Annotated in this window: 21 protein-coding genes; 10 read left to right on the top strand and 11 right to left on the bottom strand. The window is 58.6% G+C overall.

Annotated elements, in window-relative coordinates:
• Positions 1-110: 110 nt before the first annotated feature.
• From CKW21_RS13475 to CKW21_RS13465, 3 genes are all read right to left on the bottom strand, one after another.
• Positions 111-1,637 carry a SulP family inorganic anion transporter gene (locus tag CKW21_RS13475; protein ID WP_095194456.1) on the bottom strand — a complete coding sequence of 509 codons (1,527 nt, stop codon included), beginning with the start codon at positions 1,635-1,637 and terminating at the stop codon, positions 111-113.
• 90 nt (positions 1,638-1,727) lie between these two features.
• The gene (locus CKW21_RS13470) at positions 1,728-2,459 is read right to left on the bottom strand and encodes a carbonic anhydrase (RefSeq protein ID WP_095194455.1); all 732 of its coding nucleotides are present in this window, start codon (positions 2,457-2,459) and stop codon (positions 1,728-1,730) included.
• Between the two features lie 242 nt (positions 2,460-2,701).
• Entirely contained in the window at positions 2,702-3,760 is a 1,059-nt protein-coding gene (locus CKW21_RS13465) for a PA0069 family radical SAM protein (protein WP_095194454.1), read from the bottom strand.
• 207 nt (positions 3,761-3,967) lie between these two features.
• Between CKW21_RS13465 and CKW21_RS13460 the strand changes: the two genes are divergently transcribed.
• Together CKW21_RS13460 and CKW21_RS13455 are read left to right on the top strand one after the other, a co-directional pair.
• Entirely contained in the window at positions 3,968-4,270 is a 303-nt protein-coding gene (locus tag CKW21_RS13460) for a hypothetical protein (protein WP_095194453.1), read from the top strand.
• 224 nt (positions 4,271-4,494) lie between these two features.
• Complete coding sequence (locus tag CKW21_RS13455) at positions 4,495-5,136, top strand: tyrosine-protein phosphatase (RefSeq protein WP_095194452.1); 642 nt, start codon at positions 4,495-4,497, stop codon at positions 5,134-5,136.
• A 45-nt stretch (positions 5,137-5,181) separates the two neighbouring features.
• Here the strand turns inward: CKW21_RS13455 and CKW21_RS13450 are convergent, their stop codons facing one another.
• Together CKW21_RS13450 and prlC are read right to left on the bottom strand one after the other, a co-directional pair.
• Positions 5,182-5,469 (bottom strand): YheV family putative zinc ribbon protein, encoded by a 288-nt coding sequence (locus CKW21_RS13450; protein WP_095194451.1) that lies wholly within the window; start codon positions 5,467-5,469, stop codon positions 5,182-5,184.
• Positions 5,466-7,544 carry an oligopeptidase A gene (gene prlC / locus CKW21_RS13445; protein ID WP_170948667.1) on the bottom strand — a complete coding sequence of 693 codons (2,079 nt, stop codon included), beginning with the start codon at positions 7,542-7,544 and terminating at the stop codon, positions 5,466-5,468. The genes CKW21_RS13450 and prlC overlap by 4 nt, the downstream gene beginning before the upstream one ends.
• Before the next feature lie 62 nt (positions 7,545-7,606).
• On the opposite strand from prlC, the gene CKW21_RS13440 reads away from it, so the two are divergent.
• A complete protein-coding gene (locus tag CKW21_RS13440) occupies positions 7,607-8,152 on the top strand; it encodes a gamma carbonic anhydrase family protein (protein WP_095194450.1) in 546 nt (181 codons plus the stop codon).
• A 28-nt stretch (positions 8,153-8,180) separates the two neighbouring features.
• Positions 8,181-8,828 carry an HAD family hydrolase gene (locus tag CKW21_RS13435; RefSeq protein ID WP_095194449.1) on the top strand — a complete coding sequence of 216 codons (648 nt, stop codon included), beginning with the start codon at positions 8,181-8,183 and terminating at the stop codon, positions 8,826-8,828.
• Between the two features lie 162 nt (positions 8,829-8,990).
• Here CKW21_RS13435 and CKW21_RS13430 read toward each other — a convergent pair whose 3' ends face one another.
• A complete protein-coding gene (locus CKW21_RS13430) occupies positions 8,991-10,064 on the bottom strand; it encodes an aminopeptidase (RefSeq protein ID WP_095194448.1) in 1,074 nt (357 codons plus the stop codon).
• Between the two features lie 59 nt (positions 10,065-10,123).
• Between CKW21_RS13430 and CKW21_RS13425 the strand changes: the two genes are divergently transcribed.
• Positions 10,124-10,546, top strand: a complete 423-nt coding sequence (locus CKW21_RS13425) for a hypothetical protein (protein ID WP_095194447.1) — start codon at positions 10,124-10,126, stop codon at positions 10,544-10,546.
• Positions 10,547-10,586: 40 nt separating this feature from the next.
• Positions 10,587-11,006: a hypothetical protein gene (locus tag CKW21_RS13420; protein WP_095194446.1), complete on the top strand. Its 420-nt coding sequence runs from the start codon at positions 10,587-10,589 to the stop codon at positions 11,004-11,006.
• A gap of 6 nt (positions 11,007-11,012) precedes the next feature.
• Here the strand turns inward: CKW21_RS13420 and CKW21_RS13415 are convergent, their stop codons facing one another.
• Positions 11,013-11,246 carry a DUF1161 domain-containing protein gene (locus CKW21_RS13415; RefSeq protein WP_095194445.1) on the bottom strand — a complete coding sequence of 78 codons (234 nt, stop codon included), beginning with the start codon at positions 11,244-11,246 and terminating at the stop codon, positions 11,013-11,015.
• A gap of 184 nt (positions 11,247-11,430) precedes the next feature.
• Positions 11,431-11,862, bottom strand: a complete 432-nt coding sequence (locus tag CKW21_RS13410; RefSeq protein WP_095194444.1) for an OsmC family protein — start codon at positions 11,860-11,862, stop codon at positions 11,431-11,433.
• 238 nt (positions 11,863-12,100) lie between these two features.
• On the opposite strand from CKW21_RS13410, the gene CKW21_RS13405 reads away from it, so the two are divergent.
• A complete protein-coding gene (locus tag CKW21_RS13405; RefSeq protein ID WP_095194443.1) occupies positions 12,101-13,102 on the top strand; it encodes an LLM class flavin-dependent oxidoreductase in 1,002 nt (333 codons plus the stop codon).
• Between the two features lie 130 nt (positions 13,103-13,232).
• On the opposite strand, the gene CKW21_RS13395 is transcribed toward CKW21_RS13405, so the two are convergent.
• Both CKW21_RS13395 and CKW21_RS13390 read right to left on the bottom strand, forming a co-directional pair.
• On the bottom strand, positions 13,233-13,454 hold the full coding sequence (locus tag CKW21_RS13395) for a DUF1161 domain-containing protein (protein WP_095194442.1): 222 nt from the start codon (positions 13,452-13,454) through the stop codon (positions 13,233-13,235).
• Between the two features lie 123 nt (positions 13,455-13,577).
• Positions 13,578-13,793, bottom strand: coding sequence for a dodecin (locus CKW21_RS13390; protein WP_008027736.1), 216 nt, complete (start codon positions 13,791-13,793; stop codon positions 13,578-13,580).
• Positions 13,794-13,950: 157 nt separating this feature from the next.
• Between CKW21_RS13390 and CKW21_RS13385 the strand changes: the two genes are divergently transcribed.
• Positions 13,951-14,277, top strand: a complete 327-nt coding sequence (locus CKW21_RS13385) for a YqjD family protein (protein ID WP_095194441.1) — start codon at positions 13,951-13,953, stop codon at positions 14,275-14,277.
• Here the strand turns inward: CKW21_RS13385 and CKW21_RS13380 are convergent.
• On the bottom strand, positions 14,274-15,167 hold the full coding sequence (locus CKW21_RS13380) for a LysR family transcriptional regulator (protein ID WP_095194440.1): 894 nt from the start codon (positions 15,165-15,167) through the stop codon (positions 14,274-14,276). The genes CKW21_RS13385 and CKW21_RS13380 overlap by 4 nt on opposite strands.
• Before the next feature lie 112 nt (positions 15,168-15,279).
• Between CKW21_RS13380 and trpB the strand changes: the two genes are divergently transcribed.
• A complete protein-coding gene (gene trpB / locus CKW21_RS13375; RefSeq protein WP_046818704.1) occupies positions 15,280-16,500 on the top strand; it encodes a tryptophan synthase subunit beta in 1,221 nt (406 codons plus the stop codon).
• Positions 16,500-17,312: a tryptophan synthase subunit alpha gene (trpA, locus tag CKW21_RS13370; protein ID WP_095194439.1), complete on the top strand. Its 813-nt coding sequence runs from the start codon at positions 16,500-16,502 to the stop codon at positions 17,310-17,312. Before trpB ends, trpA begins: the two co-directional genes overlap by 1 nt.
• Positions 17,313-17,354 lie beyond the last annotated feature (42 nt).

The following is a 17,354-nucleotide window of genomic DNA, read 5'->3' as shown; positions in this document are numbered from 1 at the left end:
TGTAGGAGCGAGCTTGCTCGCGATGGTCGACAACGATTACGCGGGTATCCTGACACCCCGCGGTGTTCTTTCGTCCATCGCGAGCAAGCTCGCTCCTACAGATGGGTTTTTTAGCCAGCCGCGCCGATACCGGTATTGGTCCGCACCCGTCCTTCAAGCCTGCGCTTCAACCCTCGGGATTCGATCAACAACTTCGAGCCCTTGGCCGCATTCGCCCGACCCCACTCCTCCAGCAATTCCAGACACGAATGATCGATGTAGCTCAGGTTGTTGAGCGGCACATGCACCGTTGCGCCGGGTGGAATGCTGCCCAGCACTCGAGTCAGCGCCGGCACTTTGAGAAAGGTCGCCGCGCCCACCAGGCGCAGCTCCATTTCGCCGTCCCGAGGCAGGTCGATCAGGCTGATTTTCAGCCGTGAAGCCTTCAGCGCCAGTTTCACCAGGGTAAGGCCGAAACCGATCAGTACGCCGGTCAGCAAGTCGGTGAAGATGATCGCCAATGCCGTCGCGGCGTAGGTGAACATGGGCATTCGGCCATAACGACCCAAGCCGCGGAAAACCTTGAGGTCCACCAGTTTGAAGCCGGTATAGACCAACACACCGGCCAGGCTCGCCACCGGAATGCTTTGCAGCACGCTCGACAGCAGCAACACGAACGCCAGCAACCACAGCCCGTGGAAAATCGTCGAGTAGCGGGTAGTGGCACCGGCCTGGACGTTGGCCGAGCTGCGCACGATCACCCCGGTCATCGGCAGCGCACCGAGCAATCCACAAAGCATGTTGCCCACACCTTGAGCCGACAGTTCACGGTCGAAGTCCGAACGCTGGCCACTGTGCATGCGATCCACGGCGGCGGCGGACAGCAGGGTTTCGGCACTGGCGATGAAGGCCACGGCGAACGCGGCGATCAATAATGTGGGATCAGCCAGATTGAGCAGGTCCGCAGGTTTGAGCCAGTCGATGGCTTCGGCCAGGTTGGCGGGTACTTCGACCCGTTTGACGGGCAATGCCAGCATCAGGCTGGCGATCGTTGCCAGACCGACCCCGAGCAACGCCCCGGGAATGAAGCGCAGTGAGTGCGGGCGCAGTTTTTCCCACAGCCACATCACGGCGATGGTCGAAAGTCCGAGCAGACCGGCCTGCCAGCCGAACGACGGCAGTGCCTGGGCCACCGCACCGGGGAATGCCGTGAGGTTATCCAGGCCGGAGGGTTTCGGTGCGGCGTCGAGCATCACATGCACCTGCGAAAGCACGATCAGCACGCCAATCCCGGCGAGCATGCCGTACACCACCGCAGGCGCGGTGACCCGAAACCAGCAACCCAGCTTCAAGCGCCCGGCCACAAGTTGCAGAAACCCCGCCAATAGCAGGATCGGTCCGAGCATGGCCACACCGTGCTGGCGCACCAGTTCGAACACCAGCACAGCCAGACCTGCCGCGGGACCGCTGACTTGCAGCGGAGAACCCGCCAGCCAGCCCACGACCAGACCGCCGACAATCCCGGTGATCAGGCCTTTGGCCGGAGGCAGTCCCGAAGCGATGGCAATGCCCATGCACAAGGGCAGGGCGACAAGAAAAACAACCACCGAAGCCAGCAGCTCCCGTGGCAGAACAGCTTTGAGTTGAGCAGCACGCATGGTGATTCTCCCGAAGATTTCTTCAGGCATGGCAAGGCCGGGCCGCTGAAACAGCGGCCGGCGTCAAACCACACAGATGGTTAGGAGGATTTAGAAGCGCGCTTTGGGCGTCGCCACCGGAATCGGATGGCTGCCGTCGAGCGGCAGGAAACAACCCTGATCCGCGTCGTAAGCTTTGATTTCGCTGGTTTCGATGTCGTAGACCCAGCCATGGATGAACAGTTGACCGTTCGCCATGCGCGAGGCTACCGAGGGATGGGTCCGCAAGTGCTGCAATTGGGCGATGACATTTTCATCGGTAAGGACATGCATGCGCTCGTTTTCGTCGGCGCAGTTGCAGTTGTCGTGCACCATGGTTTTCGCGACTTCCGCATGCCGCAGCCAGGCTTTGACCGTGGGCATTTTTTCCAGGCTGTCGGGATTGAGTACCGCACGCATCGCGCCACAATCGGAGTGGCCGCAGATGATGATGTGTTGTACGCCCAGCGCCAGCACCGCGTACTCGATGGCCGTGGAAACACCACCGTTCATCTGGCCGTAAGGCGGTACGACGTTGCCGACGTTGCGGGTAACGAAAAGATCGCCAGGCGAGCTGTGGGTGATGAGCTCGGGCACGATGCGCGAGTCGGCGCAGGTAATGAACATCGCCCGTGGCTGCTGGGCCGTGGCGAGTTTTTTGAAGAGTTCTTCCTGCTGCGGAAAGACCTCATGATGAAAATGCAAAAAGCCGTCAACGATGTGCTTCAACGCTGCATCGGCGCTTTCCACCGCGGGTTGGGCAGAAACCGACGCAGCCAACGGCTGTTTATCCTTGTCACTCATGATTCATCCTCTTTGGCGGACTCAGGAAGTCATTCCGTGTTGTCCGGTGTGAAGCCAGTGGCTGGTTAAAAACATCCAGGTCAAAAAGCCCGACCCGTCAGTCACTCGATGAACAAGGTAGCTGCCGAATCTTAATTGAAACTGAATAAAACGCTCTAGCACGCCTGTTCCAGGTCACGCAAAACGTGACCAGCCTAAAGATTGCACGGGTTTCCCAGTACTCAACCATAGGCCAATTGTCCTCAAATCAGTGACATTTGGCGACCCGGCGGACAAAAGGCTGTGCAATCCAGATTGAAGCCACTCCGATTATTGAGCCCCAGGCGCTTGATGGTTTTGGCAAAGCGCTGCGCCAGCAAGTCAGCAAAGGGGCCTTCGCCACGCATCCGTGCCCCGAAGCGACTGTCGTACAACTCACCGCCACGGCTCTGGCGAATCAGGCTCAGCACATGTGCAGCCCGTTGCGGGTAGTGGGCGGCCAGCCACTCTTCGAACAGCGGGGCCACTTCCAACGGCAGACGTAACATCATGTAGGCAGCACTTTGTGCCCCGGCTGCATGGGCCTCGGCGAGCAGGTTTTCGAGCTCGCTGTCGTTGATCATCGGAATCATCGGTGAACACAGCACCCCCACCGGTATTCCCGCGTCACGCATGACCCTGATCGCTCTTAACCGGGCTTTAGGCGCCGCAGCGCGGGGTTCGAGGATGCGCTTGAGTTCGTCGTCCAGGCTGGTCAGGCTGATCATCACCGCTACCAGCCTTTGCCGGGCCAGTTCGGTCAGCAGGTCCAGATCACGAAGAATCAGCGAGCCCTTGGTGACGATGGTTACCGGATGGCGGTAACGCAGCAGCACTTCGAGGGTTTGTCGGGTGAGCTGGTATTCGCGCTCGATCGGTTGATAGGGATCGGTATTGGAGCCGAGGTTGATCGGCGCGCATTGATAACCGCGTTTGGACAATTGTTCCTCCAACACGTCCACGGCGTTGGTCTTGGCGATCAGTTTGGTTTCGAAATCCAGCCCCGGCGACAGGTCCCAGTAGGCGTGGCTGGGGCGCGCATAACAATAGATGCAGCCGTGTTCGCAGCCACGGTAGGGGTTGATCGAGCGATCGAAGGGCAGATCCGGCGAGTTATTGCGGGTGATGATGGTTTTTGCCGTCTCGATGCGCACCTCGGTACCTTGGGTCATCGGCACTTCCTGATACCAGCCATCGTCCTCGGCCATCGAACGGTTGGGGGCGAAGCGGTTGTGCGGGTTGGTCGCGGTGCCGCGTCCGCGTCGAGGCAGGGGGGTAGCCATCAGTGCGATCCTTTAGCTGTATATGCATACAGTATCCGAGGTTCGACTGGCAGACCAGTGCCGTTCGGCGTTCAAAGGTTTTTTGAGCGTTTCCAGTTCGCCGATGTTCATGACGGGAAACATATCGCCGGTAGTGTTCTGCTATTTCATCAGTACCCTCTACTTCACACGAAACGATCGTGTATTCATTAATAAAAGGATTTATTCATGTCGTATTACAATCAACGTGGTGTATTTCTGCAGTTATTACGGCCTTCTATCGTGAACCCAAAGGAAATGCGGGTTTCCATGCAGTTTGCGCTCAAGGAAGAAGGCTACGACCCGGTCATCGGTGATGTCACCTGTTCCTTGCTCGACTCGACCATTCGCGAGGCCGTATCGAATGACGGCGGTGCCACCTTTACGATGAAAAGCCCCACTGACGTTGACGGTGATGGCGACATCGACGCGCAGGACAAGGTGGTATTGGTGGGACTGGCAAAAGCTTATTCGAAGATTATCAACCCCTGACCCGCAGATGTATCTGGTTCTCCAAGTAAGTAACGCTGTATAGCCAGCGATATAAAACGGCACTTTGGTTTTGTGCCGTTTTTTTATTTTTTTGAACTGTATATTTCAAGGCAAAAACAAAATAGAGCTTCCAATTCACAATTCTTTGACAGGCACCTCACAGGCCTTTAACCAGCAAGTAGCGACACTGAGCGCATTCACACTTTTCCCATGGTCGTCCAGGTATGTCCTTCGCGCGTCTTTCAATTGCGACGATACTGTTATCACTGTCCGCATTGTTCACTTTCGTCCATGCCGACGACTCCGCGGTGTCTCGCCCCTCGGAATGGGCGCAACCGGTCGAGGCGCAGTACAACCTGTTTCAGATGTCGCCGACGCTTTACCGCAGCGCGCTGCCCGACAGTGGGACGGTGCCGTTGCTGGAAACACTCAAGGTTGCGACGGTGATCAATTTTCTGCCCGAGCCGGATTCACGCTGGTTGATCACACCTGCTATTACCCAAGTGCAACTGCCCTATCGCACCAATCATGTCGATGACGCCGAGGTACTCAAAGTGCTGCGTGCCATCCAAGCCGCCGAAGCCAATGGCCCGGTGCTGATGCACTGCAAGCATGGTTCTGACCGGACCGGCCTGATGGCGGCCATGTACCGCGTGGTGGTGCAGGGTTGGAGCAAGGAGGATGCGTTGAGTGAAATGACTGAAGGCGGCTTTGGTGACAGTACCCACTTCAAGGATGGCGTTCGTTACATGATGCGAGCTGATGTCGAGAAGCTTCGCACGGCGTTGGCCAATGGCGATTGCAGCACGAGCCCGTTCGCGGCGTGTTCGATGAAGAACTGGTTCCAGTCAGCCCATCTGCAGTAGGAACACCTTCCACCGCCTTGCGCGGTGGAAGGGTGTCTTTGCGACTCAATGCTGCTCGTCAGGCTTTTTCTTCAGTTTTGGGTTCGGAAAAAACTGCACGGCTTGCACTTTGGTATCCGGTGTTTTCACCGCGGGCGTATTGACCCGCGTGCCCAATTCCTTGGGCACGGACAGACCTTGTTCATTCAGCGTGTCGGAATAACCGCAGGCCACGCACTCGCGATGTGGCACGCTGTCTTCGTTCCACATCATCAACTTGTCCGGCTCGCTGCAGGCCGGGCAGACCGCGCCGGCGATAAAGCGTCGTTTGGTAATCACGGGACCCTCGCTCATGCTGCCGCGCCCTCGGTCAGGCCGCTGTGGCGCAACAGTGCGTCAATCGACGGCTCACGGCCACGGAAGTCGACGAACAGCACCATCGGTTCCTGAGAGCCGCCGCGCGCAAGGATGGCTTCGCGGAATGCACGACCGGTCTCGGCGTTGAGCACGCCTTCCTCTTCGAACTTCGAGAAGGCATCTGCCGACAGCACTTCTGCCCATTTGTAGCTGTAGTAACCCGCTGCGTAACCGCCGGCGAAGATATGGGCGAAGCTGTTCGGGAAGCGGTTATAGGCCGGAGGACGCATCACCGAAACCTCGTCACGTACGCCTTCGAGCACTTGCAGCACACTGCGACCGTCACCGTGGGTGGCGTGCAGTTCGAAGTCGAACAGCGAGAATTCCAGTTGGCGCACCATCATCAGGCCGGATTGGAAGTTCTTCGCCGCGAGCATTTTTTGCAGCAGGTCCTGAGGCAGAGGCTCGCCGGTTTCGTAATGGCCGGAAATCAGTGCCAGGCCTTCCGGCTCCCAGCACCAGTTCTCCATGAACTGGCTCGGCAACTCGACCGCATCCCAGGCCACGCCGTTGATGCCGGAGACGCCGGCGTGCTCGACACGGGTCAGCAGGTGATGCAGGCCATGACCGAATTCGTGGAACAGGGTGGTCACTTCATCGTGGGTCAGCAGCGCAGGTTTGCCGCTGTCGGCCGGGGTGAAGTTGCACACCAGGTTGGCCACCGGGCTTTGCAGCACACCCTCGGCGGTTCGACGACGATCGCGTGCGCCGTCCATCCAGGCACCGCCACGTTTGTTGGCGCGGGCGTACAGGTCGAAGAAGAAGCGGCCGACGTGCTGACCGTTTTCCTTGATCTCGAACAGGCGGACATCCGGGTGCCAGGTGTCGAAACCTTTTTGCTCGGCGATCTGGATGCCGTACAAACGTTGCACGATGGCAAACAGGCCGCTCAGTACTTTATCGATCGGGAAGTAGGCACGCAGGGCTTCCTGGGCAACGCTGTAACGCTGCTCGCGAAGTTTTTCACCGTAGAAACCGCTGTCCCAGCTTTGCAGGTCCGGGCAACCTTGTTCGGCAGCGTAAGCCTTGAGCTGTTGCAGATCCTGAGCGGCGAACGGCTTGCTGCGCTTGGCCAGGTCACGCAGGAAACTCAATACCTGATCGCTGGATTCGGCCATTTTGGTCGCCAGGCTCAACTCCGAGAAACTGGCGAAGCCCAAGAGTTTCGCCAACTCCCGACGCAGGTCGAGAATTTCTTCCATGACCGGGCCGTTATCATTCTGACCGGCATTCGGACCCTGGTCCGACGCCCGGGTGCAGTAGGCCGCGTAGACTTCTTCGCGCAGCGCGCGATCCTGGGCGTAGGTCATCACCGCGTAGTAGCTCGGGAATTCCAGGGTGATCAGCCAGCCTTCAAGGTCTTTGGCCTGGGCGGCGGCGGCCATTTGCGCCTTGGCCGAATCGGTCAGGCCGGCGAGGGCGGCTTCATCGGTGATGTGCTTGGTCCAGGCCTGGGTCGCATCCAGCAACTGGTTGGAGAAGCGGCTGCCCAGTTCGGACAACTTGCTCTGCACTTCGGCGTAACGCTTTTGCTCGGCTTCAGGCAAATCGATACCCGACAGGCGGAAATCGCGCAGGGCGTGTTCCAGAATGGTTTTTTGCGCCACGTCGAAACCGGCGGATTCCGGGCTGTTGGCCAGGGCTTCATAGGCCTGGAACAGTTCACGGTTCTGGCCCAGTTCGGTGGAGTAGGCGCTCAGGGCCGGCAGGCAGGATTCATAGGCTTCGCGCAACTCGGCACTGTTGCACACGGCATTCAAGTGGCTGACCGGGCTCCAGGCCGCACCCAGTCGATCGTTGAGTTCGTCCATCGCCAATACCAGGCCGGCCCAGGTCGGTTGTTTGCCCTGGGTCTTGAGGATCTCGATAATGGCGGCGCGGTTGTCAGCCAGGATCTGTTCAATGGCCGGTTGCACGTGTTCGGCACGGATCGTGGAGAACGGCGGCAGGTCGTAGGACTGCAAAAGAGGGTTGTTCACGCTCACGGTTGGCACCTTGGCTGGAAGAAACATGCAGCCATCTTAATTACAATCGACACTCACCGCAGCTATCAGCGACAGAGAGAGAACCTATCGTGTCCCTTCGCAAGTATCAGAACCACACGCCGTTGCTCGCCAAAGGCGCTTTTGTCGACCGCTCGGCGGTGGTGATCGGCGACGTCGAGATCGGCGAAGACAGCTCGGTATGGCCATTGACGGTGATCCGCGGCGACATGCACCGCATCCGCATCGGTGCGCGCACCAGCGTTCAGGATGGCTGCGTGCTGCACATCACCCACGCCGGACCGTTCAACCCCGACGGTTTCCCGTTGCTGATCGGCGATGATGTGACCATCGCTCATAAAGTCATGCTGCATGGATGCACCGTCGGCAGTCGGGTGTTGATCGGCATGGGCAGCATCGTGATGGACGGCGCGGTGGTCGCGGACAATGTGATCATCGGCGCCGGCAGTCTGGTGCCACCGGGCAAACGCCTGGAAAGCGGTTTCCTGTATGTGGGCAGTCCGGTTAAACAGATCCGGCCCCTGACTGACAAGGAACAAGCCTTCTTCACTTACAGTGCGGCGAACTACGTGAAGCTCAAGGATCTGCATCTGGCCGAAGGCTACGACCAGATCTGAAATGTCTCGCTATTGCCCAGGAATTTTCATGCATTACCAAACCGTTTTGTTCGACCTTGATGGCACCCTGACCGACCCGCGCGAAGGCATCACCCGTTCGATTCAGTTCGCCTTGAGCAAACTGGGTATCGATGAGCCCGACCTGACCAAACTCGAACATTTCATCGGCCCGCCGTTGTTGCAGGCGTTCATGCAGTTTTATGACTTCGATGAGGCCAAGGCGTGGGAGGCGGTGAATTTCTACCGCGAACGCTTCAAGGTCACCGGTCTGTATGAAAACCGCGTGTTCGATGGCGTCATGCCGCTGCTGGAAACCCTTGGCGGACAAGGAAGACAGCTGTATATCGCGACCTCCAAGCCCTGGGTCTTCGCCTGGGAAATCGCCCGCCATTTCGACTTCGCCAAACACTTCAAAGTGATCTACGGCAGCGAACTGGACGGTACCCGAACCAACAAGGTCGAGCTGATCGCCCACTTGATGGCCGAAGAAGGCCTCGACCCGACCAACACCCTGATGATCGGCGACCGCAAACACGACCTGATCGGCGCACGCAGCAACGGGCTGGACGCGGTGGCAGTGGGTTACGGGTTTGGCAGTCGCGAAGAGTTGAGCGCCGAGACCCCGGCCTATCATTTTGAAACGCTGGATGAGATGCACCGGGCGTTTTTGCGCTGATACCGAGTTGTGGCGAGGGAGCTTGCTCCCGTTCGACTGCGCAGCAGGCGTAAAACTGATGAATGCAGTTTGCCTGGATAAATGCAGTTGTCGCATTTGGGGCTGCTTCGCAGCCCAACGGGACGGTGCGGCGATCCGACAAGCTCCCTCGCCACAGAGCTACTAGTCAGTCAGGTTCCGCAGCGTCGCTTTACGCTGTTCAACCGGCGTCGCCCCCAACTTCTCGACCTGCGTATAAAACTTCACCCAATCCCCACCCACCTGCTTGAACAACGCCGCAAACGCCGGCACCCATTGATCGTACAGGCCGAACGGCAGCAACCGTGCATTGTTCATCGGTGCATAAATCCACGCGTCGTAACGCTTATCTCCCGCCCATTGGCTGTCACGTAGTTGTCGATACTCGCCACGCATACGCTCGAATTCCGCCGCTTTGCGCTGGCGCATTTGTTCGGGTGGCAGTGGCAGGGTGTAGAGATTTTCAAGCCGGGTGCGGGCGTTCAGCACCAGTTGAATGAACTGATCCCGTCGTTGTGCTTGCGTCCCGGTGTCTGGCGGCAGGCTTCGGTAGGCACGCCATTGGCGGGTACCTTCCTGCTCTACGAAGGTGGCGAATGATTCGTTGAACTCAGTGTCATCCTTCACATAAATACGCTGATGCGCCAGTTCGTGAAAAATCAGTGTGGCCAGGCGCTCGTCGCCCCAACCCATCATCGAGCTCATGATCGGATCGTTGAACCAGCCCAGGGTCGAATAGGCTTCGACGCCACCGATCGACACGTCCATGCCCTGCACTCGTTGCAGCGCCGCCTCGCCACGGGCCGCGCTCTGGCTGTAGTAACCGCGATAGGCCACGCAACCGGCGACAGGGAAGCAATGGTTCTGCTGCTTCAGGGAGAATTCCGGTGTGACAAACACATTCCAGACGACGAAGGGGCGGCCAATGTCCGCGTACAAGCGGTAGCTTTGGTTGTCAGGCAGGTGCAGCTGTTGGCTGGCGAAAGTCCGGGCCTTTTGAGATTCAACCAGGTGAGCACGCAGTTTCTGATCTCGATGAGGATCGGCAATCACGCTGGAAACCGGTTCCCGTGCCCGCAGCAGTTGCCATTGGCCACTGGCCAGCTGGGTGTAGTAGCTGACGCTGGAGCAACCGTTGAGCAACAAAAGCAACACACCCGGAAACAAAATGCGTAAAACGCGATCAAGTAACCCAAGGCTTGGACGCGGCCTGATCAAAATAAAAAATTCCTGGAGAGTCTGCTCGCAAGACTATCCCGCTTGACTGGAGCTCCGCTATGCGCAAATTGATGCTGACGGGAGGCCTGCTGATGCTGGCCGGTTGTGCTGGATTCGGATTACCTCGCCATGATCCGAGCCAAGCGTGGATCGAGCTCGAATCGCATCAGGAGGACACTGCCCTGCAAGCGCTGGAAGTGGATAACAAGGCCGCCATCGACAAACGCTATTTCGAGGTGCAGCCCGGCAGTCATGAGCTGACGGTGCGCTACCTGTTTCCGGTCCAGCCCACCAACATCGGTCCCGACGCCGAGCCGCTGTGGCGCGATTGCCAGATGAATGTGAAATACAGCGGTTTCAACGCCGGGGAGCGCTATCAGTTGCAAGCGGGGAATATCGGATTTCGGCCGTGGGCCAAGCTTTACAACCAGCAGCGAAAAGTGATTGGCCAAGGCACACCGGCAGGCTGTCAACGCACCTGATCGGCGCTATTCTGAATATCCAGTATTCAGGACATTCATCATGCGCAGGTTGATGCTATTGCTCGCTGCGAGCGCCATTGCCGGCTGTTCGACCCCGATGCCGGCGGCCAACCCGCAAATGGCGTGGGTCGATTTCTCTACGCCATTTCCCAACGATAAATTGTTGATGGCCGAGCGGCTGGACGGTCAGCGATTGCGCGACGGGCGTTTTTTTCAGCTGACGCCCGGTAGCCACGAATTGACCGTTCGCTTCGATTTTGAAGTGCCTGGTGGCGGTTCGGACTTGTTCGACGGAGGCACGGAAAGGCTGTGCTACATGATCATCAACTACGATCATTTCGAAGCCGGCCAGCGTTATCTGCTGCAAGCCCGCTCCATGGCGTTCACCCCCGAAGCTCGCTTGTATAACGCCAAACGCGAAATTGTTGCCGAAGAACGCCAGATCAACTGTGTGCCATAAGGCTCATCAGCGGTCGTTCTTCTGGTAGATGATTTTTTTGGTGCCGTTTTCGCACGAGCCCACGACCATGTTCTGATCGTGTACTTCGTCGTTGGTGACGATCTCCAGGGTATAGGACGTCACTCCGCGGGCCTGGATCTTGGCTTCGATTTCGGCCTTGAGTTCTTCACAGGGTTTCGGCGCCGCCAGGGCCGAAGTGGCCAGTGCGCAACAGATAACCGTCAAGGCAAAACGTTTCATGGTTGAAGCTCCCTTGAAGCAGCACGCAGGATTCAGCGTTTTGGCTGCTGTCATTTATTCGACCACAGTTTTATGAGCCTTGTTTTGTTTCAAGGCAAAAAAGATCGCAACCTGCGACAGCACCTGCAGGTTCACTCAAAGCCAGTAGGAGCTGTCGAAGGCTGCGATCTTTTCATTTCAACGCTTAGCTGATCAACGTCGCATCCAGGCTGATTTTCGCGTTCAGCACTTTGGAGACCGGGCAGCCCTCTTTGGCCTTGTTGCTCAGCTCCTCGAATTGCGCCTGGCTGGCGCCGGGGATTTTGGCTTTGAGAATCAGTTTCACCGCCGTGATCGCAAAACCACCCTCCACCTGGTCCAGGGTCACTTCGGCATTGGTATCGATGCTGTCAGCCGTGAGGCCGGCATCACCGAGAATCATCGAGAAAGCCATGGAGAAGCACCCGGCGTGGGCCGCGCCGATCAACTCCTCCGGGTTGGTGCCCTTACCGCCTTCGAAACGAGCCTTAAAGCCGTAGGGCGCTTCCCTGAGAACGCCGGTTTCCGTGGAAATGGAGCCGATGCCGGTTTTCAGATCACCTTCCCAATGGGCCGATGCTTTTTTGATGATAGCCATGTCTGTCTCCTCAAGATTCGGTGCGAGGGCCGCACCTAAGGGCTTACGTTCGTTAAGGTTCTGAGGATAGTCCGCAGGTCAAAGTTCACGTATCGGATTAATCCGTCTCATTTGTAGGAATTTGCTCGGGTGCTATTGAAACTCGGGTATATGCCCTCATTGCATGAAACACGCTTTGGATTCGGCAGGTTTTCGTTCGCGAGAAAAAACCTGCGCCCTCAATTGGAGAAGCAGGTTCATGAAACGACTGTCCGATATCAAGTTTTCGACCCTCGATCTGGTCCCCGTGCGGGAAAACGGCAGCGCGGCCCAGTCGCTGCGCAATTCGCTGGACCTGGCGCAACACGTCGAGAAATTCGGTTACCACCGGTTCTGGGTCGCCGAACACCACAACATGGACGGCATTGCCAGTTCCGCGACTTCGGTGCTGCTGGGCTACCTGGCGGGTGGCACGTCGACCATTCGCGTGGGGTCCGGTGGGGTGATGCTGCCCAACCATGCGCCTTTGGTGATTGCCGAACAGTTCGGCACCCTTGAAAGTCTGTACCCGGGCCGCATCGACCTGGGTCTGGGGCGTGCCCCCGGTTCCGATCAAATGACGGCCCGTGCCCTGCGTCGCGAGCGTTCCGGCAGCGCGGATGACTTCCCGGAAGATGTAGCGGAACTGGTGCGTTATCTTGGCCCGCGCACGCCGGAACAGCGCGTCATCGCGATGCCGGGTACCGGTACGAATGTGCCGATCTGGCTGCTGGGCTCTAGCCTGTTCAGTGCACAACTGGCGGGCGAGCGCGGTTTGCCCTACGCCTTCGCTTCACATTTCGCACCGCGCTTCATGCATGAAGCGATTCGTGTCTACCGCAATCACTTCAAGCCTTCGGCGGTGCTGGACAAGCCCTATGTGATGCTCGGTGTGCCATTGGTGGCCGCTGACACCGACGAACAAGCCGACTATCTGGCCACCTCGGTGTTCCAGCGCATACTCGCGCTCATGCGCGGCCAGAGCCTGGTGCAGCGTCCACCGGTGAAAACCATGGATGGCCTGTGGCTTCCCCATGAGAGGGAGGCGGTTATGGATTTCCTGGGGTTGGCCATGATTGGCAGCCCGCAGAAAATCCGCGCCAAGCTGGACGTGCTGGTCGAACAGACCCAGGCCGATGAGCTGATTTTTACCTGCGACCTATACGAACATGCCGATCGTCTGCATTCTTACGAATTGCTGGCCCAGGTCATGAAGGGCTGAGATTTAGTAGATTGACTGTAGGAGCGAGCTTGCTCGCGATGGTCGTTAACGATTACGCGTGTTTACCGGTTAAACGCGGCGCTCTTGAATCCATCGCGAGCAAGCTCGCTCCTGCAAGGGCGAGGCTGGCTTATCGCTTGTAGACGATTTCCTTGGTGCCCTTTTCACAGGTACCGACGACTTTTCCGCCAGAGGCGGTACCTTTATCGACAATTTCCAGCGAATAACCGGAAACGCCCTTGGCATCAAGTTTTGCCGCGATCTCGGCTTTCAGTTCTTCGCAGGATTTGACGTCAGCCGAGGCTGCCCCCGCCAGACTCAACAAACCTGCCGCCAAAATAAACTTCTTCATCAGTCGCATTCTCTGGTCGGATCAAAAGGGAACACCCAGCCTTTGGCCAGATTTAGTTATATAGCGCCTTGCCACTCCCTATGGCACTCGGCCAGCGCGCAAGTTCAGAAGGTTCGACCAACGTCAGCTGCTGGCAATCCTGAACCCGACCTTGAGCGTCACCTGGAAATGCGCAGCCTTGCCGTCCTTGATATGCCCGCGGGTTTCGGTCACTTCAAACCATTCCATGTACTTGAGGCTTTTGCTGGCTTCGGCCAGTGCGTTGTTGATCGCGTCTTCGATGCTGCTTGTGGACGAGCCAACCAGTTCGACTTTCTTGTAGGTGTGATGGTCAGTCATGGCGTTCTCCTTAGGGTGTGAAATACAGCCTAGCAGTGATTTTCGGTCTTACTTCTGTCGGTCGGACTGATATGTAAGTTCACATTTACTGCACTTTCTCGACCCCCTGAAGTCCCAACCAACACACGCCACTCATCAACAATGCAGGAGAGCCACCATGGCCAATAGCTCGTTACGTAAAGCCTCATTGCAAAGCATGGAAGCGGAGATCGAGAGTCTGCTCAAATCCTTGGAAAATCTTAAGGACGACGCCTCGGACGAGTCGCGTAAAACCCTCAAGGTGCTCAAGGGCAACGCCGAGAACGCGCTGAGACATTCGCGTCATCTGCTCTCCGATGCTTATGAAGAGGTCAAAGTGAAAACCCGGGAAACCGGGATTGCCACCCGGGACTACGCCCAGGAACATCCTTGGACGACAGCCGGTGTTGCCGTAGGCGCATTGGGCCTGCTGGCGGCCTACCTGCTATTCAAGCGCGGTGACTAATTCGTCTGGCGCAGCTCGTTCTTGAGCCATTGCGCCAGTTGCCGGGCGCGCCCGTCCGCGGCGCGCTTGGGCAGCCACAGCGCCAGTTGTGCCGGGGTTTCACTGAAACCCCAAGGGGCGACCAATCGGCCGGCCTTCAAGTCCTCGACGACAAGCGGCTCGGGAGCGATCGCCACACCCAGCCCGGCCACCGCCGCTTCCAGCAAGTAATACAAGTGCTCGAAACCCTGACCGTACTTCAACGCTTTGGCGTCGAGGCCGCTTTGCTGCGCCCAACTGGGCCAGGCTTGTGGACGCGAGGTGGTGTGCAGTACTGATTCATTGAGCAGGGCTGAGGCCGGTGCGGTTTTAAGCCTGTCGTAGCCGACGAACCGGGGGCTCATCACCGGGCCGATCCGTTCACTGGCAAGCTCGAACACCTGCATATCCGCCGGCCAGGGTGGCTCGGCAAACACCAGCAAGGCATCCAGGCCTGGACGGCGAGGATCAAGATCCCCTTCACCGGCCGACAGGTGCAAGCGCAGATCTGGCAGGTCGGCATTCAACCGTCCCAGGCGTGGAATAAACCAGCGTGCGAGCAGGCTGCCCGAGCAGCCGAGCACAAATGGCGCATCGGCGGTGCTTTGGGTGAGTTCGGCGCACACCGTGCGCAGGCGCTCGAAGGCTTCAGCGCTGGCGTCGCGCAAACGCATGCCGGCATCTGTGAGTTTCAGGCCGCGCCCTTCCTTGGTGAACAAGCTGACCCCGAGGTGTTCTTCGAGTACTTTCAGTTGGCGGCTGACCGCGCCGTGAGTGACGTGCAACTGTTCCGCAGCCTGACTGACGCTGTTGAGGCGGGCGGTGGCTTCGAAGGCGCGCAGAGCATTTAAGGGGGGCAGGTCGTGGCTCATGGTATGTGTGAGTTTTCCTGACAGGTTGCGGCGATCTTATCGGTTTTCAGACCTTCGCGGCAGGGGTAGAGTGAAGCCCACTATCTCTTCACGCATTCAACTGGAGCGCCCCATGACCCAGACTAATCTGCGCAACGGCCCCGACGCCAACGGCCTGTTCGGCGCGTTCGGCGGCCGTTATGTCGCTGAAACCCTGATGCCGCTGATCCTGGATCTGGCCCGTGAATACGAAGCGGCCAAGGAAGATCCTGCATTCAAGGAAGAATTGGCCTACTTCCAGCGCGACTACGTCGGTCGTCCGAGCCCACTCTACTTCGCTGAACGCCTGACCGAGTTCTGCGGTGGCGCCAAGATCTATCTCAAGCGTGAAGAGCTCAACCACACCGGCGCGCACAAGATCAACAACTGCATCGGTCAGATCCTGCTGGCGCGGCGCATGGGCAAGAAACGCATCATCGCCGAGACCGGCGCCGGCATGCACGGGGTGGCGACCGCTACCGTGGCCGCGCGTTTTGGCCTGGACTGCGTGATCTACATGGGCACCACTGACATCGAGCGTCAGCAGGCCAACGTCTTCCGCATGAAATTGCTGGGCGCCGAAGTGATCCCGGTCGTGGCCGGCACCGGCACCCTGAAGGACGCAATGAACGAAGCGCTGCGTGACTGGGTGACCAACGTCGACAGCACCTTCTACCTGATCGGTACCGTAGCCGGTCCGCACCCTTATCCAGCGATGGTTCGCGACTTCCAGGCCGTTATCGGCAAGGAAACCCGCGACCAGCTGCAAGCCCAGGAAGGCCGTCTGCCGGACAGCCTGGTGGCGTGCATCGGTGGCGGCTCCAACGCCATGGGCCTGTTCCACCCGTTCCTCGACGACAAGAGCGTCGAAATCATCGGTGTTGAAGCGGCCGGCTACGGCATCGAAACCGGCAAACATGCAGCCAGCCTGAATGGCGGCGTACCGGGTGTGTTGCACGGCAACCGTACCTTCCTGTTGCAGGACGACGATGGTCAGATCATCGACGCCCATTCGATCTCCGCAGGCCTGGACTACCCGGGCATCGGCCCGGAACACGCCTGGTTGCATGACATCGGCCGTGTTCAGTACACCTCGGTGACGGACGACGAAGCACTCGCCGCTTTCCACCAATGCTGCCGCCTGGAAGGGATTATTCCTGCACTGGAAAGCGCCCATGCCCTGGCCGAAGTGTTCAAGCGTGCACCGACCCTGCCGAAGGATCACCTGATGGTGGTCAACCTGTCGGGTCGCGGGGACAAAGATATGCAGACCGTGATGCACCACATGGAACAATCGAAGCAGGAGAAACACTGATGAGCCGCCTGCAAACGCGCTTTGCCGAACTCAAGGAACAGAACCGCGCCGCTCTGGTGACCTTCGTCACCGCTGGCGACCCGGGCTATGACACTTCCCTGGCGATCCTCAAGGGTTTGCCGGCCGCTGGCGCCGATGTGATCGAGCTGGGCATGCCCTTCACCGATCCGATGGCCGATGGCCCGGCGATCCAGCTCGCCAACATCCGCGCCCTGGCCGCCAAGCAGAACCTGGCGAAAACCCTGGAAATGGTTCGCGAGTTCCGCAAGGACAACAACGAAACGCCGCTGGTGTTGATGGGTTACTTCAACCCGATCCACAAGTACGGCGTACCGCGCTTCATCGCCGAAGCAAAAGAGGCCGGTGTCGATGGCCTGATCGTGGTCGACATGCCGCCCGAGCATAACGGCGAACTGTGCGATCCGGCCCAGGCGGCCGGTCTGGATTTCATCCGTCTGACCACGCCAACCACCGACGATGTGCGTCTGCCAACGGTTCTGAACGGTAGCTCCGGGTTTGTGTATTACGTATCCGTTGCCGGTGTGACCGGCGCCGGCGCGGCGACACTGGAGCACGTCGAAGAAGCGGTCGCTCGCCTGCGTCGCCATACCAACCTGCCGATCAGCATCGGTTTCGGCATTCGTACGCCGGAGCAAGCGGCGTCGATTGCGCGTCTGGCGGACGGCGTGGTGGTGGGTTCGGCACTGATCGATCACATCGCCAATGCCTCGACGCCGGATCAGGCAATCGATGGCGTACTGAGCCTGTGCTCGGCACTGGCCGACGGCGTGCGTAAGGCTCGCGTCAGCTGAAGGTAAAGTTCCTGATACAGAGGAATTAGAGCCTACCGACAC

This window comes from Pseudomonas sp. Irchel 3A7 (assembly GCF_900187565.1).
GTDB lineage: Bacteria > Pseudomonadota > Gammaproteobacteria > Pseudomonadales > Pseudomonadaceae > Aquipseudomonas.
This window is presented reverse-complemented; position numbering and strand designations above follow the sequence as displayed.